Source organism: Mariniflexile sp. TRM1-10 (assembly GCF_003425985.1).
Taxonomy (GTDB): Bacteria; Bacteroidota; Bacteroidia; order Flavobacteriales; family Flavobacteriaceae; genus Mariniflexile.
The window spans coordinates 692,390-710,242 of record NZ_CP022985.1; the positions used below are offsets into that span (position 1 = coordinate 692,390).

Genomic DNA, 17,853 nt, shown 5'->3' on the forward strand with positions numbered 1-17,853 from the left:
TGCAATATGATTAAATTCAGAAACATACCAAGTGCCGAAATAGAAAACTTCATTGACAGACTTGATAACAAAATTTCCTTTATCAATTCTAAGTTTGGAATTGAATTAAAATCATACGGAAATATTTTAAGAGTCGCCATAAATGCAATTCAAAATGATACTATTGAAAATCTAATTGAAAGAGTAAAAATCAATAAAGAACTTGAAAAGGCATTAGATAACGCAGGTGGCTACACAATTGATTTTCTCGGAGAAAATAATCCTAAAAATGAACTGCTTGAAATTCTTGATTTTTTGCAATCAAATTTACCAAAGCAAGAAATTTTATTGAAACACTTGAACCAAATAAATAAAAGGACAATTGCTTTTTTTGACAATAATGATATTGACTTTGCTACAAAACAAATCAGAAATAGAAAGGTAGATATTCAGCCTTTTTCTGCCTTAAAGAAATTGCAACTTGAGAACAGAACACTTGTATTTCACAGTTTCAATGGTCAAAAAGATTTTGATTTACTATATAACCTTTATAATGAAGTAATCCTTGTAGTTTATAAACAAGAAAAAAATCTTTACTACAAGTATTTAGATAACAGGAAAAAGCTGATTGAAAACGAAATAAAGTCAACTGACAGATTTTTACTTTGCGGAGTTGAATATCAAGAAACGAGAAATTATTCAATTGATGTAAGTTCGACTATAAATGGCATTGTTTCAAAATTGGATGATTTGGGAAATAGAGCTTATGATGGTTACAAAAATGAATGTGATATTTTACTAAATGATAGTGAGGAAAAACTTGTTTACAAAATAATCACAAACCTTTCTGAATTATACCTTGAAAGTAACGATACAGTTTTTACGGAGCGTGGAGAATTGAATAAAACCTATAAAGTAAAAGTTGGCGATAGAATTAGAGTTTATCCTAAAGAGGAATTGGCTGAAAACTTATACCAAGTGGCGGTTGAAACTGAGCCTGAAATATTTGGAAAAGTCGAGGAACATTCTATTTATTGGAAACAACTAATAAATGAAATGAGACATAAATACGGAGATGAATTGCTTTATCAAAAATTAAAAGAAAGAGGACTAAGAATATTGCCAAACACATTAGCAACTTATGGCAAAGGGCACAGAAAATTTCCGATGTTTAATAATGATTTACGGGCTATTTTCAAACTCTACTATTCTGAGAATTCAGATATTGAAATAGACTCAATGACAAGACCAATTTTTAAATCTAAAACAACCTATAACAGCACAATGATTGTTCTTGGGCGAGGTTTAAAACAAGAATTACGCTTGTTTTTAAAAGAGAATAAAATTGGAGAGATTTTACAAAAGCGAAATTTTAATGCAACGACATTAAAGGCTTTTGTAGATGAGTATATGCCTTTACATCTCGTAAATAGCAAAGAGGTTTTTAGTGAAAATATCGAGACATTGGATGAATCAACTTTACAATTAATTGAATTATGAGTGTAAAAGAAAATAGAGATATACTAATTGGACGAGTAAAAAAGGAAATAATAGGTCCAGGTTCAGATATTTTTCAATGCAATGAGGATTTCAGTAATGAAATAATTGAAGGCAAGCCTTTGCAAAGATATTTTTCAGGAATTCTTTTTCCAAAGCAACTTCAACCCAATGGAAGTGATAATGGACAGGAGGAAATGAAAGAGGAAGACGAGGACGATTTGACTGATTTAACCTCTGACTTAACTGAAGGCGAAACCAAAGAAATTGAGGTGTTTGAAGAAGAAGACGAAATAGAAAAAACAGACACTCAACCAAAATATACTTCAAACACATTTTTTCCTTCGCATTTCGGGATAACATTTGCCGTTGACAAATCTTGCAAAAGCTTTAGAGCAACAATCAATTTCGGTAATTATAAGAAAGCCAATTTTCAAGAAATTAAAATTCCATACAACGGAGAAGGCATTCATTTTTTAGAGCAGTTCGGGCTTAACCATTTTGTAACTTTTGATGCAGAAAGCAAAACACTATCACAAACACAAAAAATTCAAAGAACCAAAGACGGCAAAATCACACCTGAGTATCTCCATTTTCAAGATTGCCTTAAATCATTGAGGCAGAATACAGACAAAGATTTTGCTCTATATAAAGTCATTACAAAACTGTTTTTCAAAGATAAATACAAGAGATTTGAAAACTCAATTTCTTTGGACATTGATATTTCGAAGATAGATGCAGCTCCAAACAAACATTTACAATTAAAACTTTCTGAACAGCCAAATTGCAACTTTGAAAATTGGAATAAGGAATTGAAAGAAAACCTTGTTTTCCATTTAAAACTGTATTCTAACTACGCTGACAAATATTACATCAAAGCTGTCCTTGAAAACAAAGTGCAAATACCAAAGGATAAGTTTTCATTATCAAAAGAAAAAGTCAATCAAGTTAGTTGTTTTCAATCAGAAGTGAAAATTGAAAGTGAAAACCTATTGCCGTTTCGAGATTACAAAACTCACTTATACAAAACTGACGAGGATAAAATGTTAGATTATTTGTATAGAGAAAAATTAGCATTTGGAATAGGTCATAATACTGCTTGTAATTGGGAAAATGCACAATCTCCAAATACTCCACAATGGATTGAATCTACATTTTTGCCCGAATATGATGTAAAAAGTCAAAGTTCCGAAACAGACAAAATCAAAGGCGAAATTCTAAATATCAAAAAACTTTCAGTTTACAATACAGATACGAAAAGCATAATTTCAAATCTTATTAAGGTTTCAGAAGCTTATAAGAATTGGATTGAAGATGAACGGAAATCTGCAAGCGGAAATGAATTAGGTTTAAAAAACATTACAAAATGTGAACAGATTTACAGTCGAATAAGCAACGGAATTAAACTACTTTCAGAAAATGACAACGCTTTACGAGCATTTCAATTAGCAAACACAGCTATTTACTTGCAAATGTTCCAAACAGCACAACATTTTAGCACAAAAAAAGAAGGATTTGAAGTTTGGGAACGAAGCGAAATTTTACAACATAATTTTCAAGAATACGGAAAATTAGATTTTCCTTCTGACAGAGTTCCTGAATGGAGACCATTTCAGTTAGCGTTTATTTTGCAATGTTTAGCGTCATTTGTTGATGAGAATAGTAACGAGAAGGAGTTAATTGACTTATTGTATTTCCCTACGGGAGGTGGAAAAACCGAAGCATATTTAGCAGTTTCAGCCTTCTTAATCTTTTGGCGAAGAATTCAGTACGCAACAAGTTATGATGGTGTAAACATCATCATAAGATATACGCTAAGACTTCTTTCAGCACAGCAATTTGAAAGAGCTTCAAAAATGATTTTAGCTTGTGAATTTATTAGAACTAATCACAAAGATTTAGGGGATAAAATGATTTCTATTGGATTTTGGGTTGGGAAACAAACCGTTCCAAATAAACTCAAAAATGACAATGGAAAGGATGCGGAAGCCAAACTAAAAAAATTGCAGTCCAAATTTAATAACGGAACCTATAATCCAAATTATGATACAAATCCACTGCAACTTTCAAATTGTCAATGGTGCAATACAAAAATCATATCAAGGTTAGAGCAAAAAAGTTCTACTTACCAAATTGGACACAGGATTGACAGGCAACTTAAAAGCCATTGTTTAAATGACGCTTGCCACTTTTCAGAAAAAAATGGTGGCTTACCAATTGTTCTAATTGATGATGATATTTATTCAAAACCACCAACTATTTTATTTGCAACAGTTGACAAATTTGCTGCTTTAGCTTGGAAAGGTGAATCGACAACACTTTTTAATAATGGCTCAAATAGAAAACCTGAATTGATAGTTCAGGATGAGTTGCATTTATTGAATGGCACCTTAGGCAGTTTAGTAGGATTATTTGAAAATGCCCTTTTAACGCTTTGCGACAATCCAAAAATAATTGCTTCAACTGCAACAGTAAAGAACGTAGACAAACAAATATTGGGGTTATACGGACGTGAAGCAAAAGTATTTCCGCAATATGCAACAAATTCAGATGATACATTTTTCTCAAAAGTAATTGATGAAAGTAAACGAAAATATATTGGTGTTTTACCTACCGGTAAAACCACTGTAGTTACCAATCTTCAATTATTAGCTTCGCTAATGTTTGCAAGGTTAGAAATTTGGAAAAAATCCACTGATAAAACTGATGCTGATAGTTTTTGGACTTTACTTTCATATTTCAAAAGTCTTAAAGAAATCGGTCGCTTTTCAAACAAGATAAACTCTGAATTGAAACCTATTATCAAGCAACTACAAGTGAGATATTTAATTGACAATTATAATTCGGCAAATAATTATCTCAAACTTTCTTACAGAAATATTGAATTGACAAGTAGAATACCAAACGAAAAGATCAAGAAGAATCTCGATAAACTCGATATACAATTCAATGGCGATTTAAAAGACCATAAAGCCTATGACCTTGTTCTTGCAACAAATATGATAAGTGTTGGACTTGATGTTGGTCGTTTAGGAGTTATGATAATGAACGGAATGCCACCAAATACAGCCGAATATATTCAGGCAAGTAGCCGAGTTGCTAGAAAAAACGAAGGGGTTGTCTTTACACTCTACGACCCATTTAACAGCAGAGATTTATCGTTTTATGAAGATTTCGTGCAGTTTCATAAAACATTTTACAAGCAAGTGGAACCATTGAGTGTTACACCATTTGCAGAAAATGCCTTAGACAAAATGTTGTTTACGCTTATTCTTGCCTATTTCAGGCATACAACGCAATACACACATAATGATACTGCAACTGCATTGTCTTATGATGAAGTCAAAAATGATTTAAAAAATAATCTTGTTCAACTTTTCCAAACCCATCAATTCGCACAAAATGATTTGGAATTAATTTTTGAAAAAATAGACCGAATTTTAGATAGTTGGCGAACAAGAGTTCAAGACAAAGGTGATATGAAATATTATCTTCCTTTCAAACCTGAACAAAGTTTGATTATGCCTTCTAGTGAAAATTCAGATGAAGAATATCCATTGAAAGCAATGCAATCAATGAGAAGCGTAGAACCAAGTGCAGAAATATTAATCAGACAATATTAGAAGATATGCCAAACGATAAAATAAAGCACGGTAGAAGCAAGCATATATCAAACTATGGTGGAGTTGGTTCGCTAATTGAAACAACAGATAATTCAATAATCATTGAAACTTTTGACAATTGGGGCTATTCCGACTTAAATGAGAAATTAGCTCATTACATCATTAAAGATGATAGGCTTTTACAGCGACTTAAAAATAGATTCCTAAATCTTAGACATTTAGTTTCAATCCCTACTGATAGAGATTCATTTTTACATCAAGTGAGACCTAAAGCAAGTTATTTTCCAAAATGGTTCTATTGTACTAATCCTAAATGTGCAAGATTAGCAACTTATGATGAATGGTTAAAAAGATGGTTAGCATCAGGAAAAAAGCGTGATTTTTTCAACCCTCCAAAATGCAGTAATAAAGACTGTAAGGAAAATCATTTAGAGCAAATTCGATTTGTTATGACTTGTAGTAACGGTCATATTCACGATTTACCTTGGGAGTATTGGAATAATCGATTGGCATCTGATAGAAATAATGCAGAAGAAAACGAAGAAGACGACAACAAGAATGAAAAGCCAAGTGGTCCTCAATTAGATTACACAAAAAAATGTTGTGGTGACCAACAAGACTTAGTTTATAGAATAAGCCGAGAAAATACAGAACTTTCAGGTATTTGGATTGAGTGTAAAAATGAAAAGTGCAAGAAAAAGGCAAACCTAAAAGGTGTTTTCAATTTTGAAAAAAAGTGTGACGGTAAAAAATATTGGCTAGGTCAACTTAACGGCAAATTTCACGAAGAAGAATGTGGCATTACAATGCAACCAAGCATTTCCGTAAAGCTAAAAACCAGTAATAGTGTATACTATGCAAATACCCTAAGCAGTCTTTTCATTCCTGAGCTTCAAAACCCTCTATCTAATGAAATAAGAATAGATATTGACAATATGTTAGAAAGTGAACAATTTACAACTGAACAAATTGTTCAACTTATTAGCATCCAAAAGAAAATTGACAATGAACTTATTCAGCAATATTTAGAATCAGGGGAGATAAAATATATTCCCGATAATGTTTACCGTCAAACTGAGTATGAATACTTCTTAGAGAAAGAGCAACCAGACAATAGGCAAATAAAATTCAAAGTAATTGACTGCGCTGAACAAATTAATGGTTTCTCAAAATTGGTCAAAATTGACAAATTGAAAAAAACTACAGTTCAGACTTCATTTACCAGAAACGAACCAATTGATATTGATTCAATCTTACAAGACCAAAATGAATATGAATATACGGTTCAAAGACAATCTGTTTCAAAGAACAATTTTGATTCTAAAACTCTACCTGCTTTAGAAAGCTATGGAGAAGGTATTTTATTCATCTTAGACAAAAGCAAATTAGAGCAATGGGAAAAGCAACAAGATGTAATTGAAAGAACGGAAAAAATTAAATCCAACGCAGAAAATGCAGATTGGAAATCCCATCAAATTATAGCAAAGACATTAACTCCAAGAAAAGTACTGATACATACACTTTCACATCTCGTAATGAGAGAATTGGAATATGTATGCGGTTATCCATCTTCTTCACTCTCAGAAAGACTTTATGTAAGTGGAACAATGCACGGATTTTTAATATCTGCATTTGACGGTACAGATGGCTACTTGGGGGGACTTTCAAATCTTTGCAATGACTTAGAGAATTTGAGAAGAATTATTGAAAGTGCAATATTCAGAGCAACAGACTGTTCTTCTGACCCTATTTGCATTGAATCTGAAGGACAAGGGGTTGGACAGCTAAATCTTGCAGCTTGCCATTCCTGTACTTTGACACCTGAGACGACTTGCGAACTTTCAAACCTATATTTAGACAGAAATTTAGTAATACACAACGAATTTGGATATTTCAAAACAATGATAGAATAATATGGCAGCACAATTGGTGGCACATTTGCAAAACAACCACTAAACCAACGTCTGGCAAAACGGCACGAAATGACGACGAAACTGACGATAGAAAAAGAAAGACGAAGGCATAAAGGAAATAAAGTCTTATGTACTAATTAATTGCAAACAGCCAGAATCAAAAGTTAACTTAACATGCACGATTATCATTAAATTGTCTTTAAGCGTACAGGTGAACTTTCTTGAACCTGAGCATCATTGATTTTAACAGATCCTTCCTGCTCTTCAACCATTTGTTCTTTAGAATCGGGAGCAATAGACAACTGTATTTTCCTTTCAACGGCTGCCAGTTCTATTTTGAGGTCGCTTAATTTATTTTCCTTTGTCCAAGTTCCATTGACTACTTCCTGAAGTACAGGTAAATCCTTTTTCAATTCTGTTATTTTCTTTTGTTCCTGTCCTATATAGCCAGGCAGTTTTTCCAACGCTTTTAAAAAGTTCAAGGCTGCCGTTTCAGGATCTTTGGCCATAATACCGTTATTGTAAGTGTATTTTATATTGCCTTCACCCTGTACTAAAAAACGGTTGACTTTTATATCCATTCCTTCTTTTTGGGACATTTCAGTTTTGACGAGCAAGGTAAATCCATAAAGGTTGCCTATTTCTTCATACTGACCTCCCGTGCGAGCTTTATCCGCAATTTGGTTAAGTTTAACTCCAATTAGTTTTACATTGGCATTCGTAGATAGGTCATGCAGTTCTACAGGATTTGCAATAGTACCATCTGGTCTTTTCTGTATGCGTTTTTGCAGGTTTTCCCAATCGAGACTCATACGCGTTAGACGGGATTCAGCACTTTCAAGCATGGCGCTAACATCTTCCAATTTATATTTGGAACTGAATTTGGAGCGATTGAATGCCTGTTTTTCACTTTCCAGTCCTGCAATTTGTTTTTCCAGTTTAGCTTTGTCCAACAGGTCTGTATTTCCCGAAAGTATGGCTACATATTCAGAGAAGTTCATACCGGATTTTTCATCCATGCTGCCTTCATCAATAGTACGCTTACCTAAACTGTTATTTTTCAACTGATCAATAAAAAGCTGTTTGTTGTACAAAAGATTGAACTTATAGCTATCCAATGATTTTTCGACAGCATAGATAATTACATCCACTTTATTTTTAGCAAAAAATTTAGCGATTTCATTGCCTTTACGGATAGCCCGTCCGTCCCGTTGGGCTAGATCACTAGGTCGCCATGGGGTATCCAAATGGTGAACGGCAACGGCTCTTTTTTGTGCATTTACACCTGTTCCGAGCATACTAGTAGAACCAAACAGTATGCGTATCTTCCCTTGGTTCATCCCATCAATAAGTTCCTTACGCTGCTTATCGGTTTTGGCTTCCTGTATAAAACGAATTTCGTGTGCAGGGATGCCGTGGTCTTCTACGAGCTTGCGTTTGATTTCCGCATACACATTCCATTCTCCAGGTTTATAAGTACCTAAGTCCGAAAAAACAAATTGGGTTCCTTTCTGAGCTTTGAAACGGTTATAGTACTCAGCTAATTTAACAGCACAATGCGAGGCTTTGTTATCGGGATGGTCGGCATACTTACCGCTTACCATCCGCATATCCAATGACATCTTACGTGCATAATCCGTAGCAATGAGCATCTTGGCTTTTTCTTCCCTCGGTGTCAATGGTGGTCTTCCCAATAAGGTCGCATTTCCTGATTTGGCAAATTCCATCAGGTTTTTGATAAACGCTTCCTGATCTGGTGTCGGTGGTATGTTGTACAACACCTCGGTCTTATCGGGACGGTCAATACCAATATCCTTTGCGGTTCGGTAATCCGTAATTTCAGAATAGAACTGTGCCAGTTCCGGCACTTTGATAAAGTAGCGGAAACGTTCTTTTTGTACAATGGTATTGGCAACCGAAAACTCATAATCGGTCGTTTTCCTTGCATAGATAGCTGCCCAAGCATCAAAGCAACTGATACCCTGTTTTTCCAATGCTTGTGGTCGCAGGTATTTGAACAAAAGGTACAGTTCCGTTAGTGAATTACTGATAGTAGTGCCCGATAAAAAGGTGGCTCCCAAATCTTTTCCGGTACGCTCTTGTATAGTTCTTATGGCAAAGAGCAGGTTTAGGGCTTTCTGGCTTCCTTGCATATTACCCAGTCCCGCTACACGCTCATGACGGGTATTGAACATCAGGTTTTTGAACTGATGGCTTTCGTCCACCAATAGGTGGTCGATGCCCATCATTTTAAAGTCCACTACATCGTCCTTTCGATTATCGATGTCGTACTCTAAAGTTTTGAGCTTTACTTCCAAATTTTGCTTTCTTACGATAACGCCTTTTAGCATGCCCCTTGAAATCTCCTTACCCTGTGACTCCAAAGCGGCAAGATTTTCTTCTACATTGTCCAGTTCTGCCTGCAGAATTTCCTTTTGCATTTCGGGAGATTGCGGTATCATCCCAAACTGGTCATGGGTAAGGATCACACAATCCCAATCGTTGTTTTTAATATCCCCAAAAATGCGCAAACGTTTTTTGGGCGTAAAATCTTCTTTGCCGGGATACAGGATTTTAGCATGGGGATAAGCCGTTCGGTAGGTCTGGGCTATCTCGTGGACATTACTTTTCAATCCCATGATTATGGGCTTATGGGCCAGTCCCAAGCGCTTCATTTCCTGTGCGGCCGTACACATGATGAGCGTTTTTCCAGCACCTACTTCGTGGTCGCAAATAGCGCCTCCATTGAGCTTTATCATCCACACGGCATCCTTTTGGCTTGCGTACAGATCTTCTATTCCCAACGCTGTACGATTCAATCCCGGGAAATCCTGATGGCTTCCATTGTACTGCGGGCGGACAAAGCAGTTAAAGGTGTCATTGTATTGGTCGGTGAGTCGTTTTTTAAACTCATCATTTTGGGCGTGTAGCCACTCCGTGTAGGCTGTACGGATTTCATCGATCTTGGAATTTGCCATTTGTATGGCTTCCATATCCCGAACCTTGACTTCCTTGTCACCAATCATTATCTTTTTGGTAATATCCGGTGTGGTATTTACCAGTGCGTGTTTGATAAGGGCTATACCGTCAAAGGTCCTGCTTTGGGATTTTACGGCATATTTATCCCATATATGTACGTTCTTCTGGTCGCATACTATAGAAAAGTCATCACTGCTTTCGGAATAATGGATGCGCACTTCGGTATCAAATAGATGTGAAGCGAAACGGGCATAGACTCCTGTGGGGATCCATCGTTCTCCTAAATTGAAATCAAGTTCCTCAAATTCAATGCGCCTTGGTCGGGCTTCCTCCAAGGCCCCAAGACTTTCCTTGGCTTGTGCATCTTCAGGATTGGCTTCGAGATAGCCATTTATTGCTTGGGCTTTCTCTACCACATTGCCAGCTATCCAACGCTCTTTTATTTCATATTCCCTTTGGAGTGGGTTATAAAAAATGCGTCCCTGTAATGCCTCTTTTAAGTCATCGGATTGTATACCACTGATTTCTGACATATAGTCCAAATTCACATGACCGTATTTGTTGAGCGAAGCTGCCAATGCTTCATCGGGATTGTCCGTAGCCAATACGGCTATAGAAAAACTTACCGGATGGTGGAAGATGTCTGCTTTGTGAACGACACCGCCCACCACACGTTCCAAATAAGGGATTTCATTACCGGAACTATCGGTTTTAATGAACATGATATTATTGGCACTGTTCAGATTGCCATATCTTTTTACAAAGGCATCGTAGTGGCTGTTGAGATTTTCACGTGCTTCTTTATGCTCTGTTTGAGTGGTTGCTTCTTTTTGATATAGATCCAGATAGGCATCCCGAAGGGCAATATAGGCTTGGGCTCTTGCTTTCTGTGAAGATGGCAACTGCAGGGGATGGAACATGGCCTGCTGTTTATCACTAGCGAAATCTTTGAGATAGCCCACCCAATCGTGATCGATGGCAAGACAATCATTCCGATGGAAAGGCTGTATTTCTTTGGTATAAATTGCCGGTTCTGGAATTGTGTTCGAGATAGTTTTTTCATTCTGACCGTTTGCGTTTGTTCCCGAAAACAAGTCACCAATGATATCTTCTTTGTTTTTGTTATTTGATGTACTTCCATTATTTTGTGTTTTGGAAACGGAAGACGTATCAGGTAGCTTATTCAAACCACTGAACAGATTGGTCTGATAGGCTTTATTGGTCGTTTTCTTTTGTTTGGCAGGTTGTTTCTTGGTTTTGACTGGCTCTACAGGAACATAGGCAACAGTTTCCACCTCATTCTCAAACAGGTCAAAAATGCTCAGTTGCCCTTCTTCCTTTATCGCTCTATTATTTAGTGACGGAGTAGATACTATTTCTACTTCTGGTTTATGGATTGGAGGTGCGCTTGCAGGAGATGTTGGCTTAGCTATTACAGGAACTTGTATAACAGGCTGTTCTTTCCGTTTGCCTTGGTATATGTTCCTATCCAATCTCATGGAAAAATCTTCCGAAAGCATTTGCTTCAGGTCGTTGGTAATACCTTCCACGCCGTCTCTATGGGTGTAGATAAGCGCAGGCTGTCCGTAAGGATCGGTACCCAACACTTGATCTGTATGTATAGTCCTTTTATTATCTCCAAACAAAGCGTTGCTTGGTGTGTTGTACTGGGTCAATTTGCTTTGACAAAATAGTTCTTCAGTTTCGGTCAAATGCTGCTTTTGTGTATTCTTTTGTAGAATGATTAAATCGCTTCCAACTTCCGTACCCGCATAGTCGGTAAAGAGATTATTGGGTAAACGAATGGCTGAAACCAAGTTGTTGTTTTGCATAAGCGCCCGACGTATGGGCTCATTCTTCGGGCTGTTCAACACGCCTTGTGATGTGATAAAAGCCAGTATGCCACCATCACGGAGCATATCGGTTCCCTTTAGGAAAAAGTAATTGTGCAGGCTTCGGGCAGCTTGTACTTTTGCGGTGTCCTTACTTCTGGAATAGGAAAGATCAAATACGGACGTATCGCCAAAAGGGATATTACTGGCTATCACATCGTAGTTGCCCTGCTCCTTTTCAGGGATTTCTTCAAAACCACGAATGTGAATATGGCTATCGGGATACAGCTGTTTTAATATTTTACCTGTGAGCAGCTCCTTTTCATAAGCGGTAACATTTGGGGTATCACCTGCAAAGGATTGGATAAAAGAACCGATACCGGCAGCGGGTTCAAGAAATTTATTGATGTGTACACCGTTTTTGGTTAAGGAACCAGAGATGGCATCAATGAGTAAGGGAGGTGTGTAAAATGCGGTAAGGACAGAATTTCGCATGCTATCCACATACCTACGGTACTGTTTTTCATCTGTGGCATGTTCTTTTAAAAGTTGGTGGAGCTCTTGTGTTGGAGGAAAAAGGTCGTGTTCAGTCTTTCTCCATTGGTTGATGTCTATGGGGTTCTGTACTGGATTAAGCACAAATTTTAGACCGCCAAATCCGCTGTATTGCATCAGTTGCTGTCTTTCCCCTTGGGTTGCTTTGCGTTTCTCCTTTTCTAATTTAAAGGCAATTCGTAGGGCATTGATATTCGATTGGAGATGTTGTCGTTTACTGAAGCCCATTTTCTTCGATCCATAGGGCAATGGTGCCCGTCAGTTCGGTATAGCATAGGTCAAATGCTGCGGTACCAGTGAAATCATCCGTAAGCTCGTAGTTTGCAAAGACTGGTTCGCAAACTGGTAGCATCTTTAGGGCAAATGGTCGTAATGCTTCATCTGCCATTATCATATCGAACTCGTTGCAGATTACCTTGAAAACAGTATCGAACTTGGAGAAGTGCAAGCCTTCAAAGAGGATGTAGTTGGCAATCTCATCACACTGAGGAAGCGTGTTTCCTGCCATGAATGCCCCTTCATACGCATTGGCAGCAAGTCGGGAACGGTGATGGATAAATACCTTGTCGCCAGAATGTTCGGGGAAACTAGTATTTAGGAGTTCTTTCAATCGAAGGGTGAAATACGAAAGGTTTTTTGGTGGTGTTTTCATTAAATATTGTATTTAAACCCTAAATATAGAACAGCTTTGACAGGTTTTAAAAGGGGTGGTTTTCGATGGCGTAGATTGTCCTTTTTTGACTTTAGGATGGTAATTATGCAAATTTAAAGTTTATTTTTGCACCTTTATTAATAACAATTTATAATATACAAATGAAAGACCTACTCGAAAAGATTTCCTCAGAGATTGAAACATTCAAAACGGATGCAGAAATGCAACTGGAAAAAGGAAATAAAGCGGCTGGAACAAGAGCCCGTAAATCTACATTGGCACTGGAAAAACTTTTAAAGGAGTTTAGAAAAGCCTCTTTGGAAGCTTCAAAAGGCTAAAATAAAACCCTCTGGAATTTCCAGAGGGTTTATTGTTTGTTTAGAATTTGGAGCATCCTGCCAAGCTCCACATCCATTTTGGAAAAGGCAAACCATTTCTTCCCCAAATCCTTCAGTGAAGCTCCAATATGATAGAGTTCGGTAGTATCGATAATCAAAAAACGGTCGTGGGCATCGGAGAAAATTTCCACCTCAATTGAAGGATACTGGCTGTTGTATCGTTGCAGGTCCAATCTTAACTGGTTGGAGATGGTCTTGCTATAAATAGTCGCTGTCACGTTGTCGTTTCGTTTGCCCAATAAGGTCAGTACAGTATCATCCACATAATTATCAATCACGATTATGGAACTTTTGGCACTGCGGATAATATCCGCAACAAAAGTATAGGCATCGAAAATCTGCCCATTGTAGAAAACACCTTTTTCACTGTGTAGTTTGCCACTTTCCAATGCCTTAAAGATGTCTTCAAATTTTTGCTCTGATTCCAATTGTTTGAGTTCTATTTTATCCAGACGGTAAAACAAGGAAGCATTGCCAATCAGCATTTTGCGCATCTCTACAAAAGCATTCATAATTTCAATGCTCACTTTTATGGCTATATCGCTTCGTAGTACGGCAGAAAGCATCGCAATTCCGGATTCGCCGAAAACATAGGGTAAATAGCGTCTTCCCCCGTAATTCAAATTTGAGGTCACAGATTGTGACCTCAAGTTGATGGTATCATATTCATCTTGTGTCAACTGAAAACAAAAGTGCTCAGGAAACCTTTCTCTGTTACGTTTTACAGCTTGGTTGAAAACTTTGGTTGCTACCTGATAAATCCGTGCCAAATCACTATCGAGCATCACCTGTTGTCCTCGAATGGTATAAATTTGGCTTTCAATTTCTTGACGGGTTATAATCGGATTATGCTCCATTATTTTTTATAGCTTTTGTTTTTTTCAAATTCAAAGGAGCTTTCGGCTTTCTCATTCAGTACGATGTAGGCATTGAATTTCTTTCCAGCCTTGCTTTTCATTCCTTTGATAAGAGCCGTTTTACCTGTATTGATTAGGCTTTCAATATCTATTATGCTAATCTGAACACCACACACATTGCGGAACTGTAGCCAACTGCATGTCTCATCAGGGCATTTGACGATTTTATCCCTAATAATGAGCTGTTGCGCTTTGCATTTAGGACAGACAAGCTTGGGTAGATTCATCTGTGCTATGGAAGTTTGCAACAGCTCATGGGTAATGGATGTTGCATAGGTTTCCATTTCTTTTTGAAAAGCCCCAACATCAGCCTCATTATTTTCAATTTTCTGTAAAGCAAGTTCCCACTGGGCACTCATGGCTACATCTGCAATTTTTTTGTCCTTAACCAATTCATACACCTGCAAGCCTTTACCAGTAGGAATCAGTGATTTCTTTTCCCTTTGGATATAATTGCGACTGAACAAGGTTTCTATGATAGCGGCTCTTGTAGCGGGTGTACCGATACCAAGGTTTTGTAATGCCTTACGCTCCTGCTCGTTCTCAATCTCCCCTCCTGCGCTTTCCATAGCTGATAAAAGTCCTGCTTCGGTATAGAGAGCGGGCGGTCTGGTTTTCTTTTCTAAAACGGTAGCTTCTTTTATTTTAAGTGCGTCTTCTTTTTTTAGTTCGGGCAATTCTTGCAGGGGTTCAGTATCCTCGAAGAAACTACCTTTAATAGCTCTCCAACCAGGTTCCAATACTTTGCAACCTTTCAAGGCAAAATCATAGTGCAATACCTGTAGGGTAACGTCGGTTACCTCTTTGGTACAGACCCCAGAAACCGCTTCGAGCAGTCGAAGGGCAATCATATCGTAAAGCGCATTTTCCTTTGCCGATAATGCCGAAGGGATTTTGCCCGTAATCAACAGACCATGATGGTCGGTTACCCGAAGGTCGTTCACGATACGTTTATTGAACCGTCCAAATTTTATTTTGCTGACAGCCTCCTTACAGGAATCTTTGTCCTGCAAAGCCCTGATAAGATGTGGTATTTCAGGCCATACATCCTCTGGTATGTATTTACTTCCGGTTCTAGGATAGGTGATGAATTTCTTTTCATAAAGGCTTTGGGCAAGACTTAGGGTTTGCTCGGCAGAAAAGTTTAGTTTCTTGTTTGCCTCTTTTTGAAGTCCCGTTAAATCAAATAGCAAAGGTGGTTGTTGGGTAATGGTTTTACTTTCTGCGGATATAACCGTAGCTGTGTTCCCATTTCTTTGTATGGACTTAAGAATATCTGTTACCTCATTTTTAGTATCCCATTTCGAAATGGAAAGGCTTTTAAAATCAGTGAACCCTTTGGTATGCGTGAGCTCTAATTGCCAGTATTTCTGTATCGCGAACTTTTTGTTTTCCTGATAACGCCTGCATATTAAAGCGAGTGTTGGTGTCTGTACTCTTCCCAGTGAATAAACACCGTTACCTGCTGCAATACTGAGTGCCTGTGATGCATTGATGCCAACTAACCAGTCCGCACGGCTTCTGCCTTGTGCGGACCTGTATAGACCATCAAAATCATGTCCGGGTTTCAGATTGTCAAATCCCTGTCTTATGGCTTTTTCCGTAAGGGAGCTGATCCAAAGGCGCTCAAAGGGTTTGTTGCATTTGAGGTACTCATAGATGTAACGGAATATGAGTTCTCCTTCACGTCCAGCATCGGTAGCGACAATAATCCCATCGCATCTGGTAAGGACGTGCTCAATGACTTTCAGTTGCTTTAAGGCACCTTTATCTGCTGTATAGCCTTTGTCCTTTTTTACTTTCCGTACCTTTAGTAAAAAGGGATTGGGTAGTATGGGTAGAACTTCTTTCTGAAATCCAGATATACCATAATCCTCTGGCATGCCCAATTGGATTAAATGGCCAAATGCCCAAGTTACTAAATAGCCACCGCCCATCAGGTAGCCTTCTCTTTTTTCTGTAGCTCCCAATAGGAAAGCTATTTCACGTGCCACACTTGGCTTTTCTGCAATGACGGCTTTCATCTCTTAACGTATTTGGATATTTATACTTTTCTTCCTTTGGATTTAGCAGGTACTTTGGGCTTTTCCTGTTCTTGTTGCTGTTTCTTGCTATCGGGATTTTTTTGCCCCGATTTCAAAGGTTCTTTGGTGTGCTTGGTCGCTTCATTGGTTTTGCCTTCTGAATTGACCGCTGTTTGTGTTTTATGAGCCTCGGTGGGCTTCGCTTGTTCCTTCAGCTTATTGGGGTGCTGGAAAGTGAAGTCTGCTTTATTGGTTTCCTTATTAAGGGTGATATAGCCTTGGTATTTTTCTCCTTTCTTGTCTATTAAGTTATCCAAGTATATGGTCTGACCGTCTTTGAATTTTTGGTATTGGGCATCGTCTAGTTCTTTCCCCCTGAAAACCTTGGGCACTTCATTGGATTGGTTTTGTTGGTTGTTCTGGCCGTTGCTTTGCGATTGCTGATTGGAGTTGCTTCTGTCAAAAAGAAATTCCACATAACGCTTGTCGGCATTGAACTGAACGGAGGCGTTGAATGGATCTCCCTTTTTGGAAGTCATGCCTTCGATGTAAAGTGGTTTGCCTTCCATTAAGGTTTGCTTTTGCTGCTCGTCCAATTTTACATCTTTGATATGTTCGGGGATTTTTATATATTCTGTTCTGAGGGCTACCAGCTCATTGGTGAGCCTGTCCACACTGATAATGGATGGGATGGTTTCGCCTGTCTTGGGATTGGTCAGATTGACCACCCGTCCCATATTTCCTGTTTGGAGCAGATTGTCCTTATCTTCCTTGCTAAATTCATGTCCGAAGAAAGGAAAGTTCAAATTGGGTGTTCTTCGGATGCCATGGATGGCCACTACAACCTGTCCCTCATCATTGGCTTGCAGGGATAGTCTAGCATCCATACGGGTTATGGCTCTACCTAGATTAAGACTTACTGGCACAAGTTCGTTGGTTTTGTACCCTCTAAGTAACGGGTCAAGCAGGTTCATCTTTTCAAGTTTTTCTTTACTTAATCCCAGATTTTTCATGGTCTCCCAATCTATTTGTTCTGGCTGGTAGCGGTACTCGCTTGTTTCGGGTGTTGTTTGCGTTGTTTCCATATTATTTTTATTTACTTGTTTTTGTTCAGCTTTTAACTCAGCTTTTTTAAAAAATTCTTTGTTCTCTGGCGTTGGATTATCTATCCGTCTTTGCAATTCTTCCGCTATTTCAACGGCGAAGTTTGCGGGTCCATTGAAAAATGAGAATTTGGTAGGGTTTTTTAGTTGACTTACGAAGTTGGTAAAGAAGTTGGAGAGGAAATCGCCATGCTTGTCCACGCGCATAAACTGGTTCTGGTTCTTTTTAGTGGCATCCACGGTTTCCAGCTTGCCGTTTTCATCGATGCCCTTTACTGCCTGGATTTTCTTTTTCTCCTTATCCAGTACCAACAAGATCTCCGATAATTGTTCAGGAGCTTCTTGCTTTTCTACATTTTGATCGCTCATAATCTGATATTT

Annotated in this window: 9 protein-coding genes; 4 read left to right on the plus strand and 5 right to left on the minus strand. The window is 38.0% G+C overall.

Annotated features, from left to right (window positions below):
- The first annotated feature begins 6 nt into the window (after nucleotides 1–6).
- From CJ739_RS03300 to drmB, 3 genes are read left to right on the plus strand one after another with little or no spacing between them, the layout of a single operon-like run.
- On the plus strand, nucleotides 7–1,479 hold the full coding sequence (locus tag CJ739_RS03300; protein WP_117172627.1) for a DISARM anti-phage system protein DrmE domain-containing protein: 1,473 nt from the start codon (nucleotides 7–9) through the stop codon (nucleotides 1,477–1,479).
- Entirely contained in the window at nucleotides 1,476–5,099 is a 3,624-nt protein-coding gene (locus CJ739_RS03305; RefSeq protein ID WP_117172628.1) for a helicase-related protein, read from the plus strand. The genes CJ739_RS03300 and CJ739_RS03305 overlap by 4 nt, the downstream gene beginning before the upstream one ends.
- A gap of 5 nt (nucleotides 5,100–5,104) precedes the next feature.
- Entirely contained in the window at nucleotides 5,105–7,012 is a 1,908-nt protein-coding gene (gene drmB / locus CJ739_RS03310) for an MrfA Zn-binding domain-containing protein (RefSeq protein ID WP_117172629.1), read from the plus strand.
- A 188-nt stretch (nucleotides 7,013–7,200) separates the two neighbouring features.
- Here drmB and CJ739_RS03315 read toward each other — a convergent pair whose 3' ends face one another.
- Together CJ739_RS03315 and CJ739_RS03320 are read right to left on the minus strand one after the other, a co-directional pair.
- Nucleotides 7,201–12,606: a helicase-like domain-containing protein gene (locus CJ739_RS03315; protein ID WP_117172630.1), complete on the minus strand. Its 5,406-nt coding sequence runs from the start codon at nucleotides 12,604–12,606 to the stop codon at nucleotides 7,201–7,203.
- On the minus strand, nucleotides 12,593–13,030 hold the full coding sequence (locus CJ739_RS03320) for a DUF1896 domain-containing protein (protein WP_117172631.1): 438 nt from the start codon (nucleotides 13,028–13,030) through the stop codon (nucleotides 12,593–12,595). Before CJ739_RS03320 ends, CJ739_RS03315 begins: the two co-directional genes overlap by 14 nt.
- Nucleotides 13,031–13,191: 161 nt before the next feature.
- Here CJ739_RS03320 and CJ739_RS03325 point away from each other — a divergent pair, with 161 nt between their 5' ends.
- The gene (locus tag CJ739_RS03325) at nucleotides 13,192–13,368 is read left to right on the plus strand and encodes a BF3379 family histone-like protein (RefSeq protein ID WP_117172632.1); all 177 of its coding nucleotides are present in this window, start codon (nucleotides 13,192–13,194) and stop codon (nucleotides 13,366–13,368) included.
- A 29-nt stretch (nucleotides 13,369–13,397) separates the two neighbouring features.
- Here the strand turns inward: CJ739_RS03325 and CJ739_RS03330 are convergent, their stop codons facing one another.
- From CJ739_RS03330 to CJ739_RS03340, 3 genes are read right to left on the minus strand one after another with little or no spacing between them, the layout of a single operon-like run.
- Nucleotides 13,398–14,285: an ORF6N domain-containing protein gene (locus tag CJ739_RS03330; RefSeq protein ID WP_117172633.1), complete on the minus strand. Its 888-nt coding sequence runs from the start codon at nucleotides 14,283–14,285 to the stop codon at nucleotides 13,398–13,400.
- Entirely contained in the window at nucleotides 14,285–16,369 is a 2,085-nt protein-coding gene (locus CJ739_RS03335) for a type IA DNA topoisomerase (RefSeq protein ID WP_117172634.1), read from the minus strand. The genes CJ739_RS03330 and CJ739_RS03335 overlap by 1 nt, the downstream gene beginning before the upstream one ends.
- Before the next feature lie 20 nt (nucleotides 16,370–16,389).
- On the minus strand, nucleotides 16,390–17,841 hold the full coding sequence (locus CJ739_RS03340) for a DUF3945 domain-containing protein (protein ID WP_117172635.1): 1,452 nt from the start codon (nucleotides 17,839–17,841) through the stop codon (nucleotides 16,390–16,392).
- Nucleotides 17,842–17,853: the final 12 nt, after the last annotated feature.

Excerpts from the sequence above, each read along its gene's own strand:
- CJ739_RS03330 (WP_117172633.1), bottom strand. The coding sequence starts at position 14,285 with ATGGAGCATAATCCGATTATAACCCGTCAAGAAATTGAAAGCCAAATT.
- CJ739_RS03305 (WP_117172628.1), top strand. The coding sequence starts at position 1,476 with ATGAGTGTAAAAGAAAATAGAGATATACTAATTGGACGAGTAAAAAAG.
- CJ739_RS03335 (WP_117172634.1), bottom strand. The coding sequence starts at position 16,369 with ATGAAAGCCGTCATTGCAGAAAAGCCAAGTGTGGCACGTGAAATAGCT.
- CJ739_RS03320 (WP_117172631.1), bottom strand. The coding sequence starts at position 13,030 with ATGAAAACACCACCAAAAAACCTTTCGTATTTCACCCTTCGATTGAAA.
- CJ739_RS03315 (WP_117172630.1), bottom strand. The coding sequence starts at position 12,606 with ATGGGCTTCAGTAAACGACAACATCTCCAATCGAATATCAATGCCCTA.
- drmB (WP_117172629.1), top strand. The coding sequence starts at position 5,105 with ATGCCAAACGATAAAATAAAGCACGGTAGAAGCAAGCATATATCAAAC.
- CJ739_RS03325 (WP_117172632.1), top strand. The coding sequence starts at position 13,192 with ATGAAAGACCTACTCGAAAAGATTTCCTCAGAGATTGAAACATTCAAA.
- CJ739_RS03300 (WP_117172627.1), top strand. The coding sequence starts at position 7 with ATGATTAAATTCAGAAACATACCAAGTGCCGAAATAGAAAACTTCATT.
- CJ739_RS03340 (WP_117172635.1), bottom strand. The coding sequence starts at position 17,841 with ATGAGCGATCAAAATGTAGAAAAGCAAGAAGCTCCTGAACAATTATCG.